Here is a 24,674-nt window from a genome sequence, read left to right on the forward strand (position 1 = left end):
ACATTCGAACTCTTGAGGAATCCATGTCCAGCCACATCTCGGCGGAGGCCGCGCGCCGCCGCACGTTCGCGGTGATCTCCCACCCCGACGCCGGCAAGTCGACGATCACCGAGGCGCTGGCGCTGCACGGCCGCGCCATCTCGGCGGCCGGCGCCGTCCACGGCAAGGGCGACCGCAAGGGCGTGGTCTCCGACTGGATGTCCATGGAGCAGGACCGCGGCATCTCGATCACGTCGGCGGCGCTCCAGTTCGAGTACCGCGGCTGCGTCGTCAACCTCCTCGACACGCCCGGCCACGCCGACTTCTCCGAGGACACCTACCGGGTGCTGACCGCGGTCGACGCCGCCGTCATGCTCCTGGACGCCGCGAAGGGCCTCGAGCCGCAGACGCTGAAGCTGTTCGAGGTGTGCCGGGCCCGGCGCATCCCGGTGATCACCTTCATCAACAAGTGGGACCGGCCCGCGAAGGACGCCCTCGAGCTCATCGAGGAGATCGAGACGCGCATCGGCATCAAGCCGACGCCGGTGACCTGGCCCGTGGGCGTCGGCGGCGAGTTCCGCGGCGTCATCGAGCGCATCGGGTTCGGCGAACGAAGTGAGCGGGACGGGCGGCGCAGCGGCGAACGAAGTGAGCCGGACGGGCGGCGCAGCGGGGAATGGAAAGAAGGCCGCCGCGAGGCCGGGCCGCAGGTGCCCGGCATGGTCCGGTACGAGCGGTCCCCCGGCGGGCAGCAGTCCGCGATCGCCGAGGTCCTCGGCGAGGACGAGGCCCTGGAGCGGTTCGGGCCCGACTACGAGCGCGCCCGCGAGGAGTCCGAACTCCTCAGCGAGGTCGACGCCGACTTCGACCAGAAGACGTTCGAGTCCGGGCAGACCACGCCGACGCTGTTCGGGGCCGCGCTCGTCCACTTCGGCGTCGGGCAGCTGCTCGACCTGCTGGTGGACATCGCGCCGTCGCCGTTCCCGCGCGAGGACGCCAAGGGCGAGCCGCGCGACCTCGAGTCCGGCTTCTCCGGGTTCGTGTTCAAGTCGCAGGCGAACATGAACGCCTCGCACCGCGACCAGCTCGCGTTCATCCGGGTCTGCTCGGGCCGGTTCGAGCGCGGCATGCAGGTGACGCAGGCCCAGGGCGGTCGCACCATGTCGACGAAGTACGCGCAGACCCTGTTCGGGTCGGCCCGCGACACCGTCGACGAGGCGTGGCCCGGCGACATCGTGGGCCTCGTGAACGCCACCGGCCTGTCCGTGGGCGACACGATCTACGCGGGCAAGGCCGTCGAGTACCCGCCGCTGCCGGCGTTCGCGCCCGAGCACTTCGGGGCGCTCCAGATGCACGACACGTCGAAGGCGAAGCGGTTCCGGCGCGGCATCGCGCAGCTCGACGCCGAGGGCGTCGTGCAGGTCCTCTACTCCGAGCGGCGCGGCGACGCCACGCCGGTGCTCGCCGCGGTCGGCCCGCTCCAGTTCGAGGTGACCACGGCGCGGCTCCAGGCCGAGTTCGACGTGCCCGCCACGATCGACCACCTCCCGTACCAGCTCGCGCGCCTCACGGACGCCGAAGGGGCGGCGCGGCTGCGCACCGCGCCCGGCGTCGAGGTGTTCTCGCGCCCGCGCGACGGCGCGTTCCTGGTGGCCCTGCCGAACAAGTACCGCATCCAGACCATCGAGAACGACTACCCGGGCATCGTCCTCGAACCGCTCCTCGCCGGGGGCCAGGGCTGATGGCGCGCCTGCTGACCTCGGGCGACATCCGGGCCCTCTCGCGGGGCCTCGGGATCACCCCCACCAAGAAGTGGGGCCAGAACTTCGTCGTCGACGCCAACACGGTCCGGCGCATCGCCGCCGCCGCGAAGCTCGACGCCGACGACGTCGTCATGGAGGTCGGCCCGGGCCTCGGCTCGCTCACCCTGGCGCTCATCGAGATCGCGCGGAAGGTCATCGCGGTCGAGATCGACCCGAAGCTCGCGCTCGCGCTGCCGACCACGGTCGCGCACCGCGCGCCGGAGGAGCACGAGCGGCTCGTCGTCGTCGAGACCGACGCCGCCCGCATCGACCCCGCGCAGCTCCCCGAGCCGCCCACGGCGCTCGTCGCGAACCTGCCCTACAACGTGGCCGTGCCAGTCGTCCTGCACGCCCTCGAGCACTTCCCGACCCTCCGCAAGGGACTCGTCATGGTCCAGGCCGAGGTCGGCGACCGGCTCACCGCCCAGCCCGGCTCCAAGATCTACGGCGCCCCCAGCGTGAAGATGGCCTGGTACGCGAAGGCCAAGCGCGCCGGGTCGGTGTCGGCGAACGTGTTCTGGCCCGTCCCGAACGTCGCCAGCGCCCTCGTCGCGTTCGAGCGCATCGAGAGCCCCGACGCGAACCGCGTCGAGGTCTTCGGCGCGGTGGACGCGGCGTTCGGTCAGCGGCGCAAGATGCTGCGCCAGTCCCTCAAGGCGTGGGCGGGCGAGGACGTCGACGCGGTGCTCGACCGGTCGGGGATCGAACCCACCAGGCGGGGTGAATCGTTGGACATAGCGGAGTTCATCGCCCTCGCCGACGCCAAGGAGGCGCTGGGCGGGACCAGTCGGACCTGAGGAGACCTGAATGACCGGACAGACCGCTCCCGCCGCACCGCCGGTCGGCGTTTCCGTGGACGTCCCCGCCAAGATCAACCCGCACCTGGGGGTGGGCGACGCCCGCGCCGACGGCTACCACGCCCTGTCCACGGTGTACCAGGCGATCTCGCTGCACGACACCGTCACCGCCGAGCCGCGCGAGGAGCCCGGGATCGAGATCACGATCTCCGGGGAGGGCGCCGGGGAGCTGCCGACGGACGAGGGGAACCTCGCGCACAAGGCCGCGAAGCTCGTCGCCCTCTACGCCGGGATCAAACCGGCCGTGAAGCTGCACCTGAACAAGCGCATCCCCGTCGCCGGGGGCCTCGCGGGGGGCTCCGCGGACGCGGCAGGCGCGCTCGTCGCGTGCGCGCGCCTGTGGGAGGTGGCGATCGGCGACGCCGAGCTGCACCGCCTCGCCGCGGGCCTCGGCTCCGACGTGCCGTTCTGCCTCAAGGGCGGCACCGCGATCGGCACCGGCCGCGGCGAGGAGCTGACCCCGGTGCAGGCCAAGGGGTCGTGGAACTGGGTGGTCGCCACGACGGACACGCAGATCTCGACCCCCGAGTGCTACAAGGAGGTCGACCGGCTCCGCGAGGACGGCATCGGGCGGTACTCCTCCGACGTCGGCCCGATCGTCACGGCGTTCGAGCAGGGCGCCGACGCGGACGCGCTGGCTCGGCTGCTGGTCAACGACATGGAGGCCGCGGCGGTGAGCCTGCGCCCGCAGCTCGCCTCGCTCATGCACGGCGGCCTCGAGGAGGGCGCGCTCGCCGCGCACGTCTCCGGGTCCGGGCCCACGGTCCTGTTCCTCGCCACCGACGTCAAGCACGCGGTGGCGCTGGCGCGGCGCATCCGGATGCGCGGCGGCGCCCGCAGCGTCCACCTCGCCCACGGGCCCGTGGCCGGCCCGGCCGCCTGAGACGCCGCGCGGACTGGTCACTGTGGCCGGGACTCGCTAGGGTGGGCGCCGGACGACCGGCCGGGGGGCCGGGGCACCGCGGGTGCGCCGTCCGGCGCGACCGGTCCCTCCACTGCGGACCGGCGCCTCTCCCGACCCTGCGAGTTGCCGCACATGACTGAGCCCGACGAGACCGTGCCGCCCGCCGCCGCGCCGCGCGCGGCCGGGCCGCTGCGGATCGGCCTGCTGGGCCCGTTCCAGGTCACCGCCGCCGGGGCGCCCGTGCCGGTCGCCGGGGGCCGGCAGCGCGCCGTCCTGGCCGCGCTCGCGCTCGCGGCGGGGCGGCCGGTGCGCAGCAGCGTGCTCGCCCGGCAGCTGTGGGGCGAGGACACGCCGTCCGCGCGGCACCGCCTCCACGCCGTCGTCAACCGGCTCCGCCAGGCGATCGGCGCCGGGGCCGTGCGCGCCGCGGCCGGGGAGTACGCCCTGAACGTGCCGCCCGAGGCGGTCGACGTGCACCGGTTCCGGGCCCTCGCGGCCGAACGCGGGGGCGGGGCCGCCGAACTCGAGCGGCTCGACGCGGCGCTCGCGCTGTGGCGCGGCGACCCGCTGGTCGACGTCGAGGCCGAGGCGCTCGCGCTCGCGCACGTCCCGGCGCTCGTCGAGGAGCGGCTGCGCGTCGTCGAGCGCCGCGCCGACCTGGTGCTGGAGACCGGCGGCCACGCCGAGCTGGTGGGCGAGCTGAGCGAGCTCACGGCCCGGCACCCGCTGCGGGAGTTCCTGTGGTCGCGGCTCATCCTCGCGCTCCACCGCTCCGGCCGCCAGGCGGAGGCGCTCGCCGCGTACCAGCGGATCAGGACGCTCCTGGCCGACCGGCTCGGCGTCGACCCCGGCGACGAGCTCCAGCGCGCCCACCTGGCCGTGCTCCGGGCCGCGCCCGCGCCCGCCGCGCCGGTCCCCGGCGCGGTCGCGGCGCCCGCGCCGCGGCAGCTCGCCGCGGACGTCGCCGCGTTCACCGGCCGCGCCGCCGTCCTCGCCGACCTCGACCGGTTCCTCGACGGCGCAGGGGAACCGGGCCGCCCGCCGGTCCCGGTCGCGGTCGTCTCCGGCCCGGCCGGGGTCGGGAAGACCACGCTCGCCGTCCACTGGGCGCACCGGGTCGCCGACCGGTTCCCGGACGGGCACCTGCACCTCAACCTCGGCGGGCACTGGCCGGGCGAGCCGTCGGCGGACGCGGCGCTCATGACCGTGCTGCTGTCGCTCGGCGTCCCGCCCGAGCGGATCCCGCCGGACACGGACGGCCGCTCGGCGACGCTGCGGACCGCGCTCGCGGGCCGGCGCGTCCTCATGCTCCTGGACGACGTGCGCGACGCCGCCCAGGTGCGCCCGCTCCTGCCCGGCGAGGGCAGCCTGGTCCTGGTCACCAGCCGCAACCGGCTGCGGAGCCTGCGCCGCCGCGAGGGCGCGCACCTGGTCGACCTCGAGCCGTTCACGCCCGAGGAGTCGGCCGCGCTCCTCGGCGGCGTCCTCGGCCCCGAGGCCGTCGCCGGGCACGCCGGGGCGATCGCCGAGCTCGCGGGGCTGTGCGGGCACCTGCCGCTCGCGGTCGCGCTCGCGGCCGAGCGGGTGCGCGACACCGGCGTGCCGCTCCCGGCGCTCGTGGAGGAGGCCCGGGACGGCGGCTCGCGGCTCGACGCGCTCGACGACGGCGCCGACGACGTGCGCAAGGTGTTCTCGTGGTCGTACCGGGCACTGCCGGACGCGGAGGCGGCGATGTTCCGGGCGCTGGGGACGGCGCCGGGCCCGTCGGTCGGGACCGCGGCCGCCGCGGCGCTCGCCGGGACCGACGCGCACGACGCCCAGCGCCTCCTGGAGTCCCTCGTGGACCAGAATCTGCTGCGGCGCCCGCGCCCGGGCCGGTACGAGCTCCACGACCTGCTGCGCGTGTACGCCGCCGAGCTAGCCGCCGCGGCCGGCACCGCCCCGAAGACCCTGGAGCGCCTACTCGACTGGTACACCGCCGCCGGGCTCGCGGCGCGGGCGCATCTCCAGCCGACCTCGGTCGACCCGTCCCTCGGCGCGCCCGGGGCGGGCGCGCCCGCGTTCGCGGACGCCCAGCAGGCCCTGGACTGGTTCGAGACCGAGCACGACAACCTCATCGCGGCCGTCGGGGCGGCTGCGGACGCGGGCCTCGACCGGCACTGCTGGCGGCTCGTCCACCTGCTGTGGGCCCACCTCGACCGGTGCCGGGCCTGGCCGGAGATCGCCGCGCTCGGCGCGGCGGGCCTCGCGGCGGCGCGGCGCGCGGGCGACCGGTTCGGCGAGGCCGAGATGCTCACCATGGCGGCGAGCCTGCGCCACCTCGGCCGCTTCGAGGAGTCCATCGCGTCCCAGCGGGAGGCCCTGGAGCTCTATCGGGAGCTGGGGAGCGCCGCGGGGCAGGCGACGGTGCTGAACAACCTCGGGATGGTCTTCCGCAGCATGGGCCGGCACGAGGAGGCGATCGACCACCTGCGCCGCTGCGCCGCGCTCGACGAGGCGTCCGGGGACGCGGGCGACCTGGCGGTGTCGCTGTTCAACCTGGCCCGGTCCTATATCGACGCCGGCCGCGCGGGCGAGGCGGTCGAGGCCGCGACCCGCTCGCTCGACCTGCTGCGCGGGCTCGGGCACCGCCGCGGCGAGGGCCGCGCGATGGAGGCGATCGGGTTCGCGCACGGGCTGCGCGGGGAGCACGAGGCCGCGGCGGCGTGGCTGCGCGACGCGTCGGCGGTGTTCGCCGAGATCGGCGACCGCTGGTACGAGTCGGTGAGCCTGACGGCGCTCGGCCGGTCGCTGCGCGCGCTCGGGCGCCGGGGCGAGGCCGCGGCGGCACTGGAGCGGGCGCTGGCGCTCGCGACGGCGCTCGGCGATCCGCGCGCGGCCGAGATCCGGGCCCTGCTCGCCGAGTAGTCCCCCGGGCGCGGCTCAGGGCGCCCGGCTCATCGCCGGGCGCCCTGGTTCCCGCGCCCCACCCTGGCGCGTGCGGAGATTCGGCCCCTCCGCGCGCGCCGCGGACGAGTCTTAGAAGTCCCGGTTGTCCGCGCCCGTGATGCGGACGCTCATGTCGCGGTTGTCGAGGCCGGCGTCCTTGGCCAGGAGGTCGCCGGTGATGCGGACGCTGAATTCCCGGTTGTCGGCGCCGGTGATCCGGACGCTGAACTCGCGGTTGTCGGTGTCGTCGCCGGTGATGCGCACGCTGTAGTCGCGGTTGTCCACTCCGTCGCCGGTGATCCGGACGCTGTACGGCGGGGTGAACTCCGGGTCGCCGGTGATGCGCACGCTCGCGTACGGCGGGGTGAAGTCGGGGTCGCCGGTGATGCGCACGCTGTACGGGGGGGTGAAGTCGGGGTCGTCGGTGATCCGCACGCTGTACGGCGGGGTGAAGTCGGGGTCGCCGGTGATCCGGACGCTGTCGGTGCCGTCGGCGAAGGTCCAGTCGGTGCTGGCCTGGGCGGGGACCGCGAAGGCGGCCACCGCGAGCGCCGCCAGCGAGCCGGCGGCGGCGGTGCGGGCGACCGCGGCGGCGATGCGCCGCAGCGGGGTCGGGTTCGTCTGCTGTGCCATGAGCCCAACCTACGGACCGGCGCTCACGCGGGGCGCATGCCGCGCTCACGCCGGCCGCACTCGCTCAGGCGTTCCGGTCCCAGATCATCCGCAGGCCGTGCAGGGTCAGGTTCGGCTCGTAGTGGGTGACGGTCTCGCACTGCTCGATGACGACCGGCGCGAGGCCCCCGGTGGCGACGACCGCGGTCGGGTCGGTGCCGAGCTCGGCGGTGATGCGCCGCACCAGGCCGTCCACTTGAGCCGCGGTGCCGTACACCATGCCGGACTGGAGGCATTCCACGGTGTTCTTGCCGATCACGCTGCGCGGCTTCACGAGCGGGATCTTGAGCAGGTTCGCGGCCCGGGAGGCGAGCGCGTCGATGGAGATCTCGATGCCGGGCGCGAACGCCCCGCCGAGGAAGTCGCCGGTCTCGGAGATCACGTCGATGTTCGTCGAGGTCCCGAAGTCGACGGTGATGCACGGGCCGCCGTACAGGTGGTAGGCCGCGTACGTGTTCGCGATGCGGTCGGGCCCGGCCTCGCGCGGGTTGTCGATGCTCAGGCGCACCCCGGTCTTCACGCCGGGCGCGATCTGGACGAGGACGGCGTGCGGGTAGTACCGCTGCACCATCTTCGCGACCTCCGCGCCCTGCTGGGGCACGGTGGAGGACAGGGCGATGCCCGAGAGGTCGACGCCGCCGCCGTCGAGGAGGGCCCGGAAGGTCAGGCCCAGCTCGTCGGCGGTGGCGTGCGGGTCGGTGCGGATGCGCCAGGAGTGCTTGAGGGTCTCGCCCTCGAACACCGCCAGCACCGTGTTCGTGTTCCCGATGTCGACGCACAGCAGCACGGTCTACTCCTCGAAGTCCAGGCCGATGTCGAGAATGGGCGAGGAGTGGGTGAGCGCCCCGACCGAGATGTAGTCGACGCCGGTGGCGGCGTACTCGACGGCGGTGTCGAGGGTGATCGTCCCGGTCGCCTCGAGCTCGGCGCGCTCGCCGACGGTCTCGACGACCTCGGCGAGCTCCTTGGGGCTCATGTTGTCGCACAGGAGGAACACGGCGCCGGCGGCGACCGCTTCGAGGGCCTCCTCGAGGGTCTCGACCTCGACCTGGATGTCGACGTCGGGCTCGGCGGAGCGGACGGCGGCGAACGCCTCGCTGATCGAGCCCGCGGCCTCCTTGTGGTTGTCCTTGATCATGGCGACGTCGTACAGGCCCATGCGCTTGTTGTCGCCGCCGCCGGCGCGCACCGCGTACTTCTCGAAGGCGCGCAGGCCGGGCGTGGTCTTGCGGGTGTCGAGGACGGTGGTGTGCCAGTCGGCGAGGACGTCGGCGAAGCGGCGGGTGTGGGTGGCGACCCCGCACATGCGGCACAGCAGGTTCAGGGCGGTGCGCTCGGCGGCGAGGAGGGACCTGGTGGGCCCGGTGACGCGGGCGAGGACCTGGCCGGCGCGGATGCGCGAGCCCTCCCGCGCGAGGTACTCGAAGCGCACGTCGCCGGGCATGGCGTGGAAGACCGCGTGGGCGACCGGGAGGCCGGCGAGGAGCCCGTCGGCGCGGGCGGTGACGGCCACGGTCGAGGTGTGCTCGGGCCCGAAGATCGACTCGGAGGTGACGTCGCGGCGCGCGTGCGAGAGGTCCTCGTCCAGGTAGTCCTGGACGGCGACGTACACGTCCTCGGGGTCGAGGCGGCAGGCGAGCAGGCGCTCGTCCAGTCCGGCGCCGCCGGGCGCTTCGGCGAATCTGCTCATGCGATGGGCTCCCAGGTGGTGTCGAGCTCCCCGTCGGAGCTGATGGAGAGGCACAGGTGGCCGAGCCAGGCGTCGGCGGCCTCGGGGTGGTCCTCGCGCCAGTGGCTGCCCCGGGTCTCGCGGCGCCGGTGCGCGGCGGCGGTGACGGCGGCCGCGACGGTGAGGAGGTTCGTGGCCTCCCATGTGGCCGGTCGAGGACGGCCGGACACATTGTCCCCCAAGGCCGTCAGCGACGCAGCGGTGGCCTCCAGCGACTCCTCGGAGCGGAGGACGCCCGCGCCGGCGGTCATGGCCTCCTGGAGGGGCGCGCGGGAGGTCGTGGAGCACACGGTGCCCTCGCCGCCAGGCAGCTCGGGCGGGCCGGGGCTCGGCTTGTGCTCGGCGAGGTCGTCGGCGATGCGCTGCGCGAACACGAGCGCCTCGAGGAGGGAGTTGGAGGCGAGCCGGTTCGCGCCGTGGAGGCCGGTGCACGCGGCCTCGCCGGCGGCGTACAGGCCCGGGACGCTGGTGCGGCCGTGGAGGTCGGTGCGCACGCCGCCGGAGGAGTAGTGGGCGGCGGGGGCGACGGGGATGAGGTCGGCGACGGGGTCGACGCCGAGGGCCCGGCAGGTCGCGGTGATCGTCGGGAACCGGTGCTCGAGCATGTCGCGGCCGAGGTGGCGGGCGTCGAGCCACATGTGCGGCCTCCCCTCGGCGATCATCCGGGTGGTGATGGCCTTGGCGACGACGTCGCGGGGCGCGAGCTCGGCGAGCTCGTGGAGGCCGACCATGAACCGGTCGCCGGAGAAGTCGCGCAGGTGGGCGCCTTCGCCGCGGAGGGCCTCGGAGATGAGCGGCTGCTGGTCGCCGCCGATCCGCACCGCGGCCGCCGTGGACTGTCGGTCCTCCCGGATACGGTCGGGGTCCAGTTCGGTGCCCCCGGTCGCGGAGCCGCCGCCGAGGCCGGGGGTCCCGGGCACGTACAGGGACGTCGGGTGGAACTGGACGAACTCGAGGTCGGTCACCGTCGCGCCGGCCCGCAGCGCGAGCGCCACCCCGTCGCCGATCGACACGGAGGGGTTGGTGGTCGACTGGAAGATCTGGCCGAGGCCGCCGGTGGCGAGCACGACCGCGCGGGCCTCGACGCCGCCCACGCCGTACTCGACGCCTTCGCCGAGGACGTGGAGGCTGACCCCGGCCGCGTGGCCGCGGGCGTCGGTGAGCAGGTCGAGGACCATGGCGTTCTCGATGATGCGGATCCACGGGTCGCGCAGGACCGCGCTGTGGAGGGCCCGCTGGATCTCGGCCCCGGTGGCGTCGCCGCCGGCGTGCACGATGCGGCGGGCGCGGTGGCCGCCTTCGCGGGTGAGCTGAAGCGACCCGTCGGGGTCGCGGTCGAACTCGGTGCCGAGGTGGATGAGGTCCGCGATGCGCTGGGGGCCTTCGGTGACGGTGACCTCGACCGCGGCGGGGTCGCAGAGGCCGACGCCGGCGATCTGGGTGTCGCGGGCGTGCGCGGCGGGGCTGTCGAGCGGGTCGAGCACGGCGGCGACGCCGCCCTGGGCCCACCGGGTGGAGCCGTCGTCGATGTGGACCTTGGTGACGACGGTGACGTGGAAGCCGGCGCGGCGCAGGTTGAGCGCGCAGGTGAGGCCGGCGACGCCGGAGCCGATGACGCACACGTCGGTGGTCTCGGTCCAGGAGGGGGCTTCGGCGCGCAGGCGCCGCGGCAGGCGCGGCAGGTGCGGGAGCGCCCCGGCCTCGGGTCCGGTGAACACGGGTGGCACGTGCGTCGCCCTTCTAGCGTCGCCCCGGTCGCCCGGGTGCCGGCTCGGTGTGCGCGCCGACCGGCGCGCGGTTCGGATCAACTGTGCCCGCTGCACGCGCCGCTGCGCCAGCGTTCGTGACGACCGCGTCACACGCCGGGGCGGCGGGCCGGACCCGGCCCGCGCCGCGGAGTGCGGTGCAGGCCGGGCCCGGGTTCGCGGCGGTCACGGGGGCGGTCAGCCCCGGGCCGAGGCGCGCTGGACGAAGTCGGCGAGGTCGGCCGACTGCTGGATCCGCGACTCCTCGTGGACGTACATCATGTGGCCGGCCGGGTACGTCTTCGTCTCGATGGCCGCGCGGGCCTCGAGCGGGATCTCGAGGTGGTCGAGCGTGTACTCGATGGCCTCGACGGGCACGCCGCCGTCGTAGCGGCCCATGGCGACGTGGACCTTCATGTGCGGGTTCAGGCGCATGGCGTTGCCGAGCTTGCCGATGACGTCGACGGCCTCGCCCTCGAACTCCTTGTACGACCACGGGTGCACTGCGCGGGAGAGCCGCTCGTACACGTGGTCGTTCTCGTACTCCAGCTCGGCGCGCAGGTAGTACTGGAGCGCGGCCGTGTACGGCCCGTCGGTGCCGACCAGGAACGGGTCGTACGGCATGCGCTCGTACGTGTAGTGGTCCGCGGGGCCGGTGAAGCGGGTGTCGAGGCGGCCGGTGACGAGGCGCTTGTGGCGCAGCAGCTCCGCGTAGAAGCGGGTGTGCTCCAGCCGCAGGTTGGCGCGGTCGACGTAGTCCTCGGAGACGCCGGTGAGCGAGGCGACCTTGGCGACGGCGGCGGCGCGGACCTCGGGGTCGAGGTTCTGGCCCTTGGCGAGGATCGCCCGGAACTCGTCGGCGTAGCCGCGGGCCTCGGCGACGAGGTCGTCGAGCTCGCGGTCGGGGTGGAGGCCGTGGTAGTGCGCGGTGGCGGCGTACAGCGGCAGGAACAGCGGGTCGGGCAGCTCGGAGCGGCTGGTGTGGTACAGCGTCTCCATGTTGAACGCCGGGGCGATGAACATGACGCCGTTGAGCGCCAGGCCGAACCGGGTGAGGAGGTACTCGGCGATGCCGGCGCCCCGGGTGCCGCCGTAGGACTCGCCGATGAGGAACTTCGGGGAGAGCCAGCGGTTGTTCCGGGTGGTCCACAGCCGGATGATCTCGCTGACGGACTCGATGTCCTTGGTGAAGCCGTGGTAGTCGCGGGGGTTGCCGCCCTCGACCGCGCGCGACCAGCCGGTGGAGATCGGGTCGATGAACACCAGGTCGGTGTGGCGCAGGAGGGTCTCGTCGTTGTCGAGCAGGCCGTAGGGGGGCGGGGTGAGGTTCCCGGCGTCGCCGGAGTCGACGCGGCGCGGGCCGAGCAGGCCCATGTGCAGCCAGATCGAGGACGATCCGGGGCCGCCGTTGAACGCGAAGGTGACCGGCCGCTGCGTCACGTCGGCGTCGTCGACGGTGTAGTAGGTGATGGAGACCTCGGCCTTGGGTTTGCGGCCGTTGAACTTGTCGTCCTCGGTGACCTCCTCGTGCAGGACGATGCGCCCGGTGGTGGCCGTGTACGCGAGGTCGCCGAGGGTGTGGTGGGTGGTCTTCAGGTCGTCGGCGGGCTCGGGCTTGTCGGCCTTGCCCTCGCCGTTGACCTTGTCCGCGGTCTCGTGCTTGGGTTCTTCGCTCATGAGTCTGTAACTTACCGCCCGGCTAGTGGCGACGCCACCACGTTGCCGGCGGTCCCGGGCGCGGGGTGCGCCTTGTCGGCGTTGACCTCGACGATCTCGTTGCGCTCGTTCACGTGGACGACCGTCGGCGTGAAGGCGCGCGCCTCGGCGTCCTCCATCTGCGCGTACGAGATGAGGATCACAAGGTCCCCGGGGGAGACGAGGCGGGCGGCGGCGCCGTTGATGCCGATGACGCCGGTGCCGCGCTCGCCGGCGATCGTGTACGTCTCGAGGCGGGCGCCGTTGGTGATGTCGACGATCGCGACCTGCTCGCCGTCGAGGATGTCGGCGGCGTCGAGCAGGTCCGCGTCCACGGTGACCGACCCGACGTAGTGCAGGTCGGCCTGGGTGACGGTGGCGCGGTGGATCTTCGACTTGAACATGGTGCGGATCATCGGGGGTCTCCAATGCTGACGGGCGCGTTGTCGATCAGGCGGGTGGTGCCCGCCTTCGCGGCGATGAGGAGCCTCGCCGGGCCCCGGTCGGGGGCCTCGCCGAGGTCGTTCGCCCGGACGGCGACGTAGTCGACGTCCAGGCCGGGCTCGGCCTCCAGGATCGCGCCGGCGGCGGCGAGCGGGTCGGGCGAGGCCTGGGCGGCCTCGATCGCGCGGGGGATGGCGAGCGCGGCGGCGCGCTCGGCCTCGGACAGGAACACGTTGCGGCTGGAGCGGGCCAGGCCGTCGTCCTCGCGGTCGGTCGGGACCGCTTCGACGTCGATGCCGAGGTCGAGGTCGCGCACCATCCGCCGCACCATGGCGAGCTGCTGGAAGTCCTTCTCCCCGAAGCAGGCCGCGTCGGGCCGCGTCAGGTGGAACAGCTTCGAGACGACGGTGAGGACGCCGGTGAAGAACCCGGGCCGGGAGGCGCCTTCGAGGATCTCCCCGTCGGGGCCGGCGTGCACGGTGGTCAGGCCCTCGCGCCCGTCCGGGTACATCTCGTTGACGCTCGGCGCGAACACCAGGTCGACGCCCTCGGCCTCGCACATCGCGAGGTCGGCGTCGAGGGTCCGCGGGTACTTGTCGAGGTCCTCGTTCGGGCGGAACTGGAGCGGGTTCACGAACACGGTGACGATCACCGAGTCGGCGATCTCCTTGGCGCGCTTGAAGTTCGCGCGGTGCCCGTCGTGGAGGGCGCCCATGGTGGGGACGACGGCGACGCGCCCGGGCAGGGCGGCGCGGGCCTTCGCCAGCTCGGTTTTCGTGTGGACGACGACCGTCACGGCGCCTCCTTCTCGTCGGGGTGGGCGAGCACGTCGAGCAGGCCCTCGGCGTCGGCGCTCTTCAGGCGGCCGGAGTCGAGGGCGCGCTCGGCGGTGCGCCGGGCCATGGCCCGGTACGTCTCGGCGATGCCGGTGCCCTCCAGCGCCGCGAGGTGCCGGGCGACCGTGCCCGCGTCGCCGCGCGACACCGGGCCGGTCAAGGCCGCGTCGCCGTGGCGCAGCGCGTTGTCGAGCGACGCGGACACCAGCGGTGCCATGAGCCGCTCGGGGTTCGCGACCCCGACGGCCCGCAGCTGGTCGGCGGCGTCGTTCACGAGGGTCATGAGGTGGTTCGCGGCGTACACGAGCGCGGCGTGGTAGCGGGCCCGGTCGGCCTCGTCGACGTGCTCGGGGTCGCCGCCCATCTCCAGGACCAGGGCCTCGCCCACGAAGCGGGCCTCGGCCTCGCCGGTGACCGCCCACGAGATCCCGTTCAGGCGCTCCAGGTCCTCGTCGCGGCCGGTGAACGTCATCGCGGGCGCGAGCGCGACCGTGAGCGCCCCGGCGTCGCGCGCGGGCCGCAGCGCCTCGACGCCGAGCGCGCCGGACGTGTGGACCCAGATCTGGCCGGGCCGCGCGGGGAGGGAGGCGACGAGCGGGACGATCGCGTCGTCGGGGACGGCCACGAGCACCAGCTCGGCGGCGGCCGCGACATCGGGGGGAGGGAGGATCTCGGCGCCGGGCAGGTGCCGGGCGGCGCGCGCGAGCGAGGCGTCGGATACGGCGGACGCGGCCACCACGCGGTGGCCGGCGCGGGTCAGGGCCGCCCCGACGACGGAGCCGACCCGGCCCGCGGAGACGACGCCGACGGCGAGCCGTGAGGCGGGCCGCTGCGGCGCGCCGCTGCGCTGCTGATCCATGTGGCAGATCCAGTCCTTCGGAAGGTACCGGTCGTTGCTTACGCGTTAATTGTGCGTCTCAGAAACGGGAGCGCCAGCCCGGGAGCCCCCGAGTGGCGATTCTCACTGGGACCCCGGGTCGGTGTCAGAGCCCGGGCGAGGCCGCATCCGGGTCCCAGTGTGCCTCGCAGAGCGCCGGGCGGCCCCGTGACCGGCTCATCCGGCAACGGAAGGGCGGGCCGGACGCGGGCCGTCCGGGTGATGAGTCGGGCCCTAAGGTCGGGGGCATGGGCGCGTACGAGCGGTGGGGGGCCGCGATGGCGCGCGCCCTCTACGGGCCCGGCGGCTTCTACCGGCGCGAACTCCCGGCCCACCATTTCGCGACCAGCGCGCAGACGCGCGCGTTCGCGGAAGCGGTCGCGGTCCTCGCGGACGCGGTGGACGCCCGCCTCGGCCGGCCCGCCGGGTTCGCGGTCGTGGACGTCGGCGCGGGCGGCGGCGACCTCCTCGCCCACCTCGCCGCGCTCCTCCCCGACCGGGTCGCGCTCACCGGCGTCGAACTGCGCCCGCGGCCCGCCGGCCTGCCCGAGCGGATCGCCTGGCTCCCCGAGCCGCCCGCCCGCGTGACGGGGCTCCTCGTCGCGTGCGAACTGCTCGACAACGTCCCCTGCGACGTCGCCGTCGTCGACGACGCCGGCGTCCGCCGCTACGAGGAGGTCGGGCCCGGCGGCGCGACCCGGCCCGGCGACCGGCTCGACCCCGCCGACGACGACTGGCTCGACCGGTGGTGGCCCGTCAGCGCGCCCGGGGAGCGCGCGGAGATCGGCCGCCCCCGCGACGCCGCCTGGCGCGGCCTCGCCGACCGGCTCGACCGCGGCACGCTCCTCGCGGTCGACTACGGGCACACCGCGGCCGACCGGCCCGCGGGCGGCACCCTCACCGGGTTCAAGGACGGCCGCGGAGCCGCGCCCGTCCCCGACGGCACCCGCGACCTCACCGCCCACGTCGCGGTCGACGCCCTCGGCGCCGACCGCCTCGAACGCCAGCGCGACGCCCTGCGGGCCCTCGGCGTCCGCGCCCACCGCCCGCCGCTCGACCTCGCCTACCGCGACCCCGTCGCGTACGCGGCGGCGCTCGTGAAGGCGGGCGAGGCCGCCCGCCTCACCGACCCGGCCGGACTCGGCGCCCACTGGTGGGCCCGCGCCGACCGCTGACCGGCCGCGCCGCCGCGGCGCTTCAGACCGCGGCCTTCGCCCGGTACGCGGTGGGGCTCGCGCCCTTGCGGCGCTTGAACGCGTTGCTGAACCCGAACTGGTCGGCGTAGCCCACGCTCCGGGCGACCTGCGCGACGGTGAGGTCGGGGTCGGCGAGGAGCTCCTCGGCGAGCTCCATGCGCCGCTTCGTCAGGTACGTCAGCGGCGGCTCGCCCATGATCTCGTTGAACCGCTTGGCGAGCAGCGCCCGCGACACCCCGGCCTCGGTCGCGAGCCCCGCCACCGTCCACGGCGCGGCGGGCCGGCTGTGGATGGCCTCCAGGGCGGGCCCGGCCACCGGGTCGGCGAAGCCCCGGTACCACGCCGGCGCCTGCTCCCCCTGCTGGTCGAACCAGGTGCGGAGCGTGCAGACGAGGCCCCAGTCGCAGAGGCGGTCGATGAACGCCTGCGTGCCGGGCTTGCGGGAGGCGAGGTCCATGGCGGACGCGTCGAGCCAGGCGCACACGTCGGAGCCGTCGTCGACGACGAGCGCGGGCGGCAGCGCCCGGGTGAGCCGCTCGTGGCGGCGGCCCGAGGCCCGGTAGGCGCCCACGAACAGGTCGGTCGCCTCGCCCTCGCCGCCGAAGGGGGCGCCGGGGGTCTCCGGCCCGCACGCCTGGAGGTCGAAGCAGGTGAGCCAGTAGTCGAGGTGCGGGCGCTCGACGGACGCGGCGCTGTCGGCCATGCGGAAGGGCTCGTCGCCGCGCACGACCGCGGTCTGGCCCTCCTTGACGGGCACTTCGCTGCCGTCGGCGAGGAGGAGCACGCCGCCGCCGCGCGCGACGGTGATCATGGTGAGCGGGGCCCGGTCGTCGAACCGGACCACCCAGGGGGCCTTGAGGATCGCGTCCCCGAGGATCGCGCCCTCGGCGCGGATGCCGCCGAGGAGTTCACTGAGCGGGTCCATGCCCCCATGGTAGACGCTCGCGCATCGATCGGAGCGCTTCGCCCATCGCGCGTCCACGCCCTGGGGGCTGTACTGGTTCCAACGCACCACTGCGAACCCACCACTTCACTTGGAGGCCAGCATGAACGCCGCTCCGACCGCCCTCGTCGTCGTCTCGCACCACCGGGCCGACTCCCTCACCGCGCACGTCGGCGACGTGGTCGCCGCCCGCCTCAAGGAGGCCGGGTACGAGGTCGACCTCCTCGACCTGCGCGCCGAGGGCTTCGACCCGCGCATGACCGAGGCCGACCAGCCCGACTGGGACGACCGCGACAAGGTGTACTCCGCGGAGGTGCGGGCGCACATGGCGCGCGTGCTCGCCGCGGACGTGATCGTCCCCGTGTTCCCCGTCTACTGGAACTCCGCGCCGGCGCTCCTCAAGGGCTGGGTGGACCGCGTGTGGAACTACGGCTTCGGGTACGGGCGCAGCAAGCCGCGGCTCGCCGGGAAGCGCATGCTGTGGCTCGGCCTGGCGGGCGCGGCCGAGGGCGACGAGTTCGCGGCGTGGATGCAGGAGACGCTCGAACGGGTGCTGCGGGAGGGGATCTCGTTCTACAACGGGATCACCGACGCGGCGGTCGCGGTCCTGTACGACACCGAGGGCGAGCCGCAGATCGTCGACGCCGACGGGAACTTCACGAAGGGCGAGGCCCTCACCGGCGACGCCCGCGCCGCGCACTACGCGGCCCTCGACCGCCGCGCCGAGGAGCACCTGGAGCGCTTCCTGGAGCTGGCGCCGCAAACGCTTTGACGGGCGCTCCCGGGCCCGTCCACAATCGCGGGATGGGATTCGTGGACCTGGCAGGCGTGCGGTACGTGCTCGGGGACGGGCGGACCCTGTTCTCGGACGTGTCGTTCCGCATCGGCGAGGGCGCCAAGGTGGCCCTCATCGGCGCGAACGGCACCGGGAAGACGACCCTACTGCGGATCGTCACCGGCGACCTCACCCCGGAGGCGGGAACCGTCTCGCATTCGGGCGGGCTCGGCGTCATGCGCCAGCTCGTGGGCATGCGCGAGGGCGAGCGGCCCCTGGGCGACCTCGCGGCCGAACTGGGGCCGCCGCGGCTGCGCGCGGTGTGGGAGCGGCGGCGCCGGGCCGAGGCCCGGATCGCGGCCGGCGGCGGCAGCGAGCGCGACCAGCTCGCGTACGCGCAGGCCCTCGCCGACTGGGGCGAGGCCGGCGGCTACGAGTTCGAGGTCGTGTGCGACACCGTCGCGGTCGCGGTCCTCGGGCGGCCGTGGACGGAGGTCGAGCAGCGGCCGCTGCGGACCCTCTCGGGCGGCGAGCAGAAGCGGTTCGCGCTCCACCTGCTGCTGCGCGGCCGCGACGAGGTCCTGGTCCTCGACGAGCCGGACAACTTCCTCGACGTCCCCGCCAAGCGCGAACTGGAGCAGGCGATCCGCGAGTCGGAGAAGTCGATCCTGTTCGTCTCGCACGACCGGGAGGTCCTCGCGAACGCCGCCGACCGGATCGTGACCCTGGAGGCGGGCACGGCGTGGACGCACGGCGGCGGGTTCGCGTCCTGGCACGAGGCGCGGTCCTCGCGGCACGAGCGGTTCGAGGAGCTGCGCCGCCGCTGGGACGAGGAGCACCAGAAGCTGCGCGAGCTCATGCTCATGTACAAGGCGAAGGCCGCGTACAACGACGGCATGGCCTCCCGGTACCGGGCCGCGCAGACGCGGCTGCGGAAGTTCGAGGAGGCCGGGCCGCCGCCGCTGCCCCCGCGCGAGCAGGACATCCGCGTGAAGCTGGAGGGCGGGCGCACCGGCCGGCGGGCCGTGGTGTGCGAGCGGCTGGAGCTGGAGGACCTGACGTTCCCGTTCGACCTGGAGGTCTGGTACGGCGACCGGGTCGCGGTCCTGGGCGCCAACGGCACCGGGAAGTCGCACTTCCTGCGGCTGCTCGCGCAGGGCGGCACCGACCCGGAGGCGGGCGTCGCCCCGGAGCGCCGACTCGACCCGGTGCGGCACGAGGGCACGGCCCGCCTGGGCGCCCGGGTGCGGCCGGGGCACTTCTCGCAGACGCACGAGCATCCGGAGTTCGCGGGCCGCTCGCTGCGGGAGATCCTGTGGGACGGCGACCGGGACCGGCCGTCGCTGGAGCGCTCGCGGGCGATGAGCGCCCTGTCGCGCTACGAGCTCGCGCTCCAGTCCGAGCAGGACTTCGCGACGCTGTCGGGCGGCCAGCAGGCCCGGTTCATGGTGCTGCTGCTGGAGCTGTCGGGCGCGACGTGCCTGCTGCTGGACGAGCCGACCGACAACCTGGACCTGGCGAGCGCGGAGGCGCTCGAGGAGGGCCTGAAGTCGTTCGAGGGCACGGTGATCGCGGTGACGCACGACCGGTGGTTCACGCGCGGCTTCGACCGGTTCGTGGTGTTCGGGCAGGACGGCGAGGTCGTGGAGTCGGACGAGCCGGTGTGGGACGTGCGCTAGGGGCGCGGGGGCGCGACCGGGACCGCTCTGGTGGCCGGCGGTCCCGGCCGCGCGTCTGGAGGGCCCGCCCGGGCGCGGTCGGGCGGGCCGGGTCAGCGGAGGGCGATGACGCCGGCGGGGCACAGCTCCGCGGCGGCGGTGACCGCCGGTTCGCCGTCGGGCGCTTCGGGTTCGGTGACGAGGACGCGGCCGTCGGCCTCGTCCTGGTCGAACCAGTCGGGGGCGGTGAGCGCGCACATGCCCGAGCTCGTGCACGCCTGCCGGTCGGCCTCGATCCTCACGGCGGCGCTCCGTGTCGGACCCCCGTGCTCTGCTTGGGGGACGGTCCGCGGGCGACGGCGCGGACCGCCGACGGGTCCGCCGCGGCGCGCCTCGCCGGGCGGTGGTGCGCCATGCGGCGGCTCACCACTCGACCGGGAGGGTGTGGACCCCGTAGACGGCCATGTCGCTGCGCATGGGGATCTGGTCGGAGGGCACGGCGAGCCGGAGCCCGGGGAACGCCTCCAGGAGCTTCGCGAAGCCGATGCGCATCTCGACGCGGGCGAGCTGCTGGCCGACGCACTGGTGGACGCCGTGCCCGAACGCCATGTGGCCCTGGGCGTCGCGGCCGAGGTCGAGCGCGTCCGGGCGCTCGTACCTGCCGGGGTCGCGGTTGGCGGCGTGGAGGGCGACGGTGACGTGCTGGCCGGCGGTGATGCGGTGCCCGTCGATCTCGGCGTCCTCCTTCGCGATCCGCATGACGCCGTTGTGGGCGACGGTGAGGTAGCGCAGGAGCTCCTCGACGGCGCCGGGCATGAGGCCGGGCTCGGCGCGGAGCCGTTCGAGCTGCGCCGGGTGCTCGAGGAGGGTCATGGTGCCGAGGGCGAGCATGTTCGCGGTGGTCTCGTGGCCGGCGACGAGGAGGATGAGCGCCATCCCGGCGGCCTCGACGTCGTGGAGGTCGGGGTCGGCGGCGAACGCGGAGACCATGTCGTCGCCGGGGTTCGCGCGCTTGGCGGGCACGAGGTCGATGAGGTACCCGAAGATCTCGGCCATCGCCTTGTTGCGGTCCTCGACGGACAGGGACAGGTCGAGCATGTTCGCCGAGTTCCCCTGGAACGCGGCGCGGTCGGCGTAGGGGACGCCGAGCATCTCGCAGATGACGAGCGAGGGCACGGGGAGCGCGAACTCCCTGACGAGGTCGGCGCCGGGCCCGGCGGCCCGGAGGGCGGCGATCCGCTCGTCGACGATGTCGGCGACGCGCGGTTCGAGCTCCTTCATGCGCTTGACGGTGAACACGCCGGTGACCTTGCGGCGCAGCCGGGTGTGCTCGGGCGGGTCGAAGAAGAGGAAGAACCCGGGCGGCACCTGGTCGGTGATGGACACGAACACGTGCGGGAGCTCGGTCGGGGAGCGGGTGAAGCGCTCGCCGGTGACGAACCGCGGGTCGGCGAGGACCTTGCGGCCGGCGGCGTGGCCGGTGACGAGCCACCCCTCGACGCCGTCGGGGTAGTACCTGATGGGCCGGATCGGCCGGTCCTGGAGCTCCAGGAGCGCGGCGGGCGGGTCGTAGCGGGTCTGGCGCTCGTAGGGCATCCCGTAGGGGAGGACTTCAGCATCGGACATGCGACATCTCCTGTGCGCGAACACGATTCGGCCATCGTGTGGTCCCCACCACAAAGGAGCCTAGGTCGGTTCGCGCTGGGGCGCAACGGCCGGGGACCGCCGTGTCCTAGATCCGACAGTCCCCGCCGCGCGCCTACTGGAGGTCGAGGAGCTCCTCGATGTACTGGGCGACGCCGTCGTCGTTGTTGCCGGCGGGCGCGATCTCGCTCGCGGCGGACTGCACCCACGGGTGCCCGTTCGGCATCGCCACGGAGTGCCCGGCGGCCTTGATCATCGACAGGTCGTTCGTGGCATCGCCGAAGACGAGCACGTCGGACCAGTCGATGCCGAACTTGTCGAGCACGACCTGGATCCCGGCGGCCTTGGTGACGCCGACGGGGCAGACCTCGAGCATGCCGACGCCAGACTCGGTGACGGTGACGAGGTCGGGGTCGACGACGTCCTGGGCGGCGACGAGGAGCTCGGGCCCGGTGAAGCTGTCGGACACGAAGTAGCCCTTGACCATCGGGCCGCTGAACGCGACGTCCCGGGGCGCGGTCTCGAGCCGCACGGCCGTCCACGGCCAGTCGGGCATCGGGTCGCCGGTGAGGGCCCGGTCGGGGTCGGCGGGCTCGGCGATCGCCCGCAGCGGCCCGACCTCGGCCTCGATGAGCCGCAGGGCCTCGCGGAGGACCGCGCCGTCCACGGACCGGTCGGCGAGCTCGACGACGGTGTCGTCGTACCGGCACTCGTACACGAACGCGCCCTGGGCCATGACGAGGAAGTCGGCGGACGGGACGTCGTTGCGGCACAGGTCGAGCAGGCGCGGGCCGCGGCCGGTGGCGCCGACGAGGATGACCCCGGAGGCGGCGAGGCGCTTGAGCGCGGCCATGGTCCGGGGGGACACGGTCTCGTCGGAGCGCACGACCGTCCCGTCGAGGTCCGTGGCGACGAGTCTGGGGAGCCGGGCCAGTTGGATCATGCGTCCTCCTCGGTAGTCTCGACCCGCTGCCGCGAATCTCGTTCGTCGTACGCCCGTCCGGCTCAGGGGAACCAGCGGGCCAGCACCTTCGCGACGCCGTCCTCCCACACCGAGGGCGCGACCTCGTCCGCGGCCGCGCGCACGTCGGGGTCGGCCTGTCCCATCGCGACGGCGTGTCCGGCCCACGCGAACATGGTCAGGTCGTTGTGGGCGTCGCCGAAGACCACGGTGTCGGCCGATGATACGCCGTAGCGCTCGGCGATGCGGGCGATGCCGGTGGCCTTGCTGACGCCGGGCGGGCCGATGTCGACCCAGCCGTTGTAGCCGACCTCCACGTGATACGCGAGCGGGTCGAGCCCGGCGCCCTGCGCGAGGCGCAGCGCGTGGGGGCAGCGGCTCGCGCTCCCGTACCGGTTGTCGGAGGCGACGCGGGCGACGATCCGGGCGGCGGGCCGCTCCAGGATGTCGTCGAGGTCGATGACCCCGGCCCATTTGGCGTGGAAGTCGCGTTTGAAGCCCTTGGTGTGCCACCAGCCGTCGAGGCCGTGCGCGACGGCGAACTCGACCGCGGGGTCGGCGGCGAGGAACGCCTCGATCGCGGCGCGCGTGTCGACGACCGCTTCGTGCGAGACCTCGCCGAGCGCCAGGTCGTACTCGGCGGCGCCGTGGTTCGCGGACGCGAACCCGTCGTCCAGGCCGAGGTCGGCGGCGGTGCGGACGGTGCCCCACAGGGCCCGGCCGGTGACGACCGCGACGGGCACGCCGGCCTCCCGGACCTTCGCGACCGCCGCGACGACGGCCGGGGAGGGCGTGGTGAGCTGCTCGTGGTGGTAGTCGACGACGGTGCCGTCCAGGTCGACGGCGACGAGCTTCGGGGGCTGCTCTCTCAACGCGGCGGGGGACACGCTTCAACGGTAGCCCTTCCGCGGTGAACGGCGGGGTGTCGAGCGGCTGAACTCACGTGGCCGGCCTCATGAAAGCTGCAATCGCACCAAACCCACCCATCGGGGGGCGCGGAGGCATACCGTGCGTACATGGCCGACATCACGATCGAACGCGTCTACGACTACCGCCGGGACCCGCAGCGGGCCGGGACGGTGTTCCTGGTCGACCGGCTGTGGCCGCGCGGCGTGAGCAAGGAGGACCTCGCGGGGGTCGAGTGGGCCCAGGACGCGGCGCCCTCCCACAACCTGCGCATCTGGTTCGGGCACATGGCCGACCGCTTCGAGGAGTTCACCGGCCGCTACCGCAGCGAACTCGACGGCCACCCCGAGCGCGCCGAACCCCTCCTCGCCGCCGCCCGCCAAGGCCCCGTCACGCTCCTGTACGCCGCCAAGGACACCGAGGTCAACCACGCCCACGTCCTGAAGGCCTGGCTCGAAGACCAGCTCGACGGGTAGCCGGCTCCGGAATGTCGGACCCCCGTGTCAGGTGTTGAACCGGGGGCCCGCGGAACGCCGCTCCCAGGCTCGGCCCCTGCCCGCGAACCGAAGCGAACCGCGAAGGCCGTGACCGCCGAATGTCGCACCCTCGTGTCAGGGTGTTGAACCGGGGGCCTAGTGCGCGGCTTCCCGCGGCTCCGCCCCTGCCCGAAAACCGGCCCCGGCCCCGAATGTCGGACCCCTGTGCCAAGGTTTGGAACCGGGGGCCCGCGACATGGCCCTCTGCGGCTCGACTCCTGCCTTCGAACCGCAAGCGGCCCGCCGGCGACAGACCGGCGGGCCGCTTCGCTTGCGGCGCTACTTCTTCGGCTCCAGGACTTCCTTGCCGAGGAACGGCTGGAGCGCCTTCGGCACCCGCACCGTCCCGTCCGGGAGCTGGTGGTTCTCCAGGATCGCCACGATCCACCGCGTCGTCGCCAGCGTCCCGTTCAGGGTCGCGGCGACCGCGTTGCGGCCCTGCTCGTCGCGGTACTTCACGTTCAGGCGGCGCGCCTGGAACGTCGTGCAGTTCGAGGTCGAGGTCAGCTCCCGGTACCGGCCCTGCGTCGGCACCCACGCCTCGCAGTCGAACTTCCGGGCCGCCGAGGTCCCCAGGTCGCCCGCGGCGACGTCGATGACCCGGTACGGCAGCTCCATCTTCTGAAGCATCTGCTCCTCATAGGACAGCAGCTGCTCGTGCTCGGCCTCCGCGTCCTCCGGCCGGCAGTACGAGAACATCTCGACCTTGTCGAACTGGTGCACCCGGATGATCCCCCGAGTGTCCTTCCCGTACGAGCCCGCCTCGCGGCGGAAGCACGACGACCAGCCCGCGTACCGGCGCGGCCGCGTCAGCTCGCCGAGGTTCTCGCCCGAGTGGTACGCCGCCAGCGGCACCTCCGAGGTCCCGACCAGGTACTGCTCGTCGCGCTCGAGGTAGTAGATCTCGTCGGCGTGCTCGCCGAGGAAACCGGTGCCCTCCATGGCGTCCGGGCGCACCAGGACCGGCGGAATCATCGGCATGAACCCGGTCTCGACCGCCTGCTGCATCGCGAGGTTGAGCATCGCGAGCTGGAGCAGCGCGCCGTCGCCGGTCAGGTAGTAGAAGCGCGAGCCGGAGACCTTCGCGCCCCGCTCGGTGTCGAGCAGGCCGAGCGCGGTCCCGAGCTCGAGGTGGTCCTTCGGGTCCTCGAACTCGGGGCGCTCGCCGACCTCGCGCAGCACGATGTAGTCGTCCTCGCCGCCGGCGGGCGCGCCCTCGGCGACCAGGTTCGGGATGGCCTTCCCGGCCGCGTCGAACGCCGCGGCCGTCGCGGTCACCCGCGCCTCGGCCTCCTTGACCTCGGCCGCGAGCGTCTTGGTGCGCTCGAGCAGGGCCTGCTTCTCGTCGGCTGCGGCGCCGGCGATCTTCTTGCCCAGCCCCTTCTGCTCGGCGCGGAGCGACTCGAAGGACTGGAGGGCACTGCGGTGGTCGGCGTCGGCGGAGAGGAGGGCGTCGACGGCGTCGGGGGACGCGCCCCTCTTGCGCTGGCTGTCGCGATAGGCGTCAGGGTGCTCTCGCAGTGCTCGCAGATCAATCACGTCCACAGATTACCGGCCGGGCCCGCGGGCTCCCCAGCGCATATTGTG

22 protein-coding genes are annotated in these 24,674 nt (G+C 74.0%); 8 read left to right on the forward strand and 14 right to left on the reverse strand.

Annotation, left to right across the window (positions count from 1 at the left end; all coding sequences use genetic code 11):
* Window positions 1–23: 23 nt before the first annotated feature.
* From EIW28_RS12655 to EIW28_RS12670, 4 genes are all read left to right on the forward strand, one after another.
* Window positions 24–1,721, forward strand: a complete 1,698-nt coding sequence (locus EIW28_RS12655) for a peptide chain release factor 3 (RefSeq protein WP_125248057.1) — start codon at window positions 24–26, stop codon at window positions 1,719–1,721.
* Window positions 1,721–2,578 (forward strand): 16S rRNA (adenine(1518)-N(6)/adenine(1519)-N(6))-dimethyltransferase RsmA, encoded by an 858-nt coding sequence (gene rsmA, locus EIW28_RS12660; protein ID WP_125248058.1) that lies wholly within the window; start codon window positions 1,721–1,723, stop codon window positions 2,576–2,578. The genes EIW28_RS12655 and rsmA overlap by 1 nt, the downstream gene beginning before the upstream one ends.
* A 10-nt stretch (window positions 2,579–2,588) precedes the next feature.
* Window positions 2,589–3,521 carry a 4-(cytidine 5'-diphospho)-2-C-methyl-D-erythritol kinase gene (locus EIW28_RS12665; RefSeq protein ID WP_125248059.1) on the forward strand — a complete coding sequence of 311 codons (933 nt, stop codon included), beginning with the start codon at window positions 2,589–2,591 and terminating at the stop codon, window positions 3,519–3,521.
* A gap of 153 nt (window positions 3,522–3,674) precedes the next feature.
* Window positions 3,675–6,449, forward strand: a complete 2,775-nt coding sequence (locus tag EIW28_RS12670; protein ID WP_125248060.1) for an AfsR/SARP family transcriptional regulator — start codon at window positions 3,675–3,677, stop codon at window positions 6,447–6,449.
* Between the two features lie 111 nt (window positions 6,450–6,560).
* Here the strand turns inward: EIW28_RS12670 and EIW28_RS12675 are convergent, their stop codons facing one another.
* From EIW28_RS12675 to EIW28_RS12710, 8 genes are all read right to left on the reverse strand, one after another.
* Window positions 6,561–7,103 carry a hypothetical protein gene (locus tag EIW28_RS12675; protein WP_125248061.1) on the reverse strand — a complete coding sequence of 181 codons (543 nt, stop codon included), beginning with the start codon at window positions 7,101–7,103 and terminating at the stop codon, window positions 6,561–6,563.
* Window positions 7,104–7,167: 64 nt separating this feature from the next.
* Entirely contained in the window at window positions 7,168–7,929 is a 762-nt protein-coding gene (locus EIW28_RS12680; RefSeq protein ID WP_125248062.1) for a type III pantothenate kinase, read from the reverse strand.
* A 3-nt stretch (window positions 7,930–7,932) separates the two neighbouring features.
* Window positions 7,933–8,832, reverse strand: coding sequence for a carboxylating nicotinate-nucleotide diphosphorylase (gene nadC, locus EIW28_RS12685; protein WP_125248063.1), 900 nt, complete (start codon window positions 8,830–8,832; stop codon window positions 7,933–7,935).
* Window positions 8,829–10,589, reverse strand: coding sequence for an L-aspartate oxidase (locus EIW28_RS12690; protein ID WP_197717261.1), 1,761 nt, complete (start codon window positions 10,587–10,589; stop codon window positions 8,829–8,831). The genes nadC and EIW28_RS12690 overlap by 4 nt, the downstream gene beginning before the upstream one ends.
* Before the next feature lie 225 nt (window positions 10,590–10,814).
* Window positions 10,815–12,293 (reverse strand): S10 family peptidase, encoded by a 1,479-nt coding sequence (locus EIW28_RS12695; RefSeq protein WP_125248064.1) that lies wholly within the window; start codon window positions 12,291–12,293, stop codon window positions 10,815–10,817.
* 11 nt (window positions 12,294–12,304) lie between these two features.
* The gene (panD, locus tag EIW28_RS12700) at window positions 12,305–12,727 is read right to left on the reverse strand and encodes an aspartate 1-decarboxylase (RefSeq protein WP_125248065.1); all 423 of its coding nucleotides are present in this window, start codon (window positions 12,725–12,727) and stop codon (window positions 12,305–12,307) included.
* Window positions 12,724–13,551 carry a pantoate--beta-alanine ligase gene (panC, locus tag EIW28_RS12705; protein WP_125248066.1) on the reverse strand — a complete coding sequence of 276 codons (828 nt, stop codon included), beginning with the start codon at window positions 13,549–13,551 and terminating at the stop codon, window positions 12,724–12,726. Before panC ends, panD begins: the two co-directional genes overlap by 4 nt.
* On the reverse strand, window positions 13,548–14,450 hold the full coding sequence (locus tag EIW28_RS12710; protein ID WP_125248067.1) for a Rossmann-like and DUF2520 domain-containing protein: 903 nt from the start codon (window positions 14,448–14,450) through the stop codon (window positions 13,548–13,550). Before EIW28_RS12710 ends, panC begins: the two co-directional genes overlap by 4 nt.
* A gap of 266 nt (window positions 14,451–14,716) precedes the next feature.
* Between EIW28_RS12710 and EIW28_RS12715 the strand changes: the two genes are divergently transcribed.
* Window positions 14,717–15,643, forward strand: coding sequence for an SAM-dependent methyltransferase (locus tag EIW28_RS12715; protein ID WP_125248068.1), 927 nt, complete (start codon window positions 14,717–14,719; stop codon window positions 15,641–15,643).
* Between the two features lie 22 nt (window positions 15,644–15,665).
* On the opposite strand, the gene EIW28_RS12720 is transcribed toward EIW28_RS12715, so the two are convergent.
* Complete coding sequence (locus EIW28_RS12720; RefSeq protein WP_125248069.1) at window positions 15,666–16,589, reverse strand: AraC family transcriptional regulator; 924 nt, start codon at window positions 16,587–16,589, stop codon at window positions 15,666–15,668.
* A 121-nt stretch (window positions 16,590–16,710) separates the two neighbouring features.
* Between EIW28_RS12720 and EIW28_RS12725 the strand changes: the two genes are divergently transcribed.
* Together EIW28_RS12725 and EIW28_RS12730 are read left to right on the forward strand one after the other, a co-directional pair.
* A complete protein-coding gene (locus tag EIW28_RS12725) occupies window positions 16,711–17,379 on the forward strand; it encodes an NAD(P)H oxidoreductase (protein WP_125248070.1) in 669 nt (222 codons plus the stop codon).
* A 32-nt stretch (window positions 17,380–17,411) separates the two neighbouring features.
* Complete coding sequence (locus EIW28_RS12730) at window positions 17,412–19,061, forward strand: ABC-F family ATP-binding cassette domain-containing protein (protein ID WP_125248071.1); 1,650 nt, start codon at window positions 17,412–17,414, stop codon at window positions 19,059–19,061.
* Window positions 19,062–19,153: 92 nt separating this feature from the next.
* Here the strand turns inward: EIW28_RS12730 and EIW28_RS12735 are convergent, their stop codons facing one another.
* The 4 genes from EIW28_RS12735 to EIW28_RS12750 all read right to left on the reverse strand — a co-directional run bounded on the left by EIW28_RS12735 (window position 19,154) and on the right by EIW28_RS12750 (window position 22,532).
* Window positions 19,154–19,342 (reverse strand): ferredoxin, encoded by a 189-nt coding sequence (locus EIW28_RS12735; protein WP_125248072.1) that lies wholly within the window; start codon window positions 19,340–19,342, stop codon window positions 19,154–19,156.
* Window positions 19,343–19,463: 121 nt separating this feature from the next.
* Window positions 19,464–20,666 carry a cytochrome P450 gene (locus EIW28_RS12740; protein WP_125248073.1) on the reverse strand — a complete coding sequence of 401 codons (1,203 nt, stop codon included), beginning with the start codon at window positions 20,664–20,666 and terminating at the stop codon, window positions 19,464–19,466.
* Window positions 20,667–20,799: 133 nt separating this feature from the next.
* A complete protein-coding gene (locus EIW28_RS12745) occupies window positions 20,800–21,627 on the reverse strand; it encodes an HAD family hydrolase (protein ID WP_125248074.1) in 828 nt (275 codons plus the stop codon).
* 62 nt (window positions 21,628–21,689) lie between these two features.
* The gene (locus tag EIW28_RS12750; RefSeq protein ID WP_125248075.1) at window positions 21,690–22,532 is read right to left on the reverse strand and encodes an HAD family hydrolase; all 843 of its coding nucleotides are present in this window, start codon (window positions 22,530–22,532) and stop codon (window positions 21,690–21,692) included.
* 129 nt (window positions 22,533–22,661) lie between these two features.
* On the opposite strand from EIW28_RS12750, the gene EIW28_RS12755 reads away from it, so the two are divergent.
* A complete protein-coding gene (locus tag EIW28_RS12755; RefSeq protein WP_125248076.1) occupies window positions 22,662–23,027 on the forward strand; it encodes a DUF488 domain-containing protein in 366 nt (121 codons plus the stop codon).
* Window positions 23,028–23,366: 339 nt separating this feature from the next.
* On the opposite strand, the gene serS is transcribed toward EIW28_RS12755, so the two are convergent.
* A complete protein-coding gene (gene serS / locus EIW28_RS12760) occupies window positions 23,367–24,626 on the reverse strand; it encodes a serine--tRNA ligase (RefSeq protein ID WP_125248077.1) in 1,260 nt (419 codons plus the stop codon).
* Window positions 24,627–24,674 lie beyond the last annotated feature (48 nt).

It is taken from the genome of Glycomyces terrestris (assembly GCF_003933745.1).
In the GTDB taxonomy this organism is placed as follows: Bacteria; Actinomycetota; Actinomycetes; order Mycobacteriales; family Micromonosporaceae; genus Glycomyces; species Glycomyces terrestris.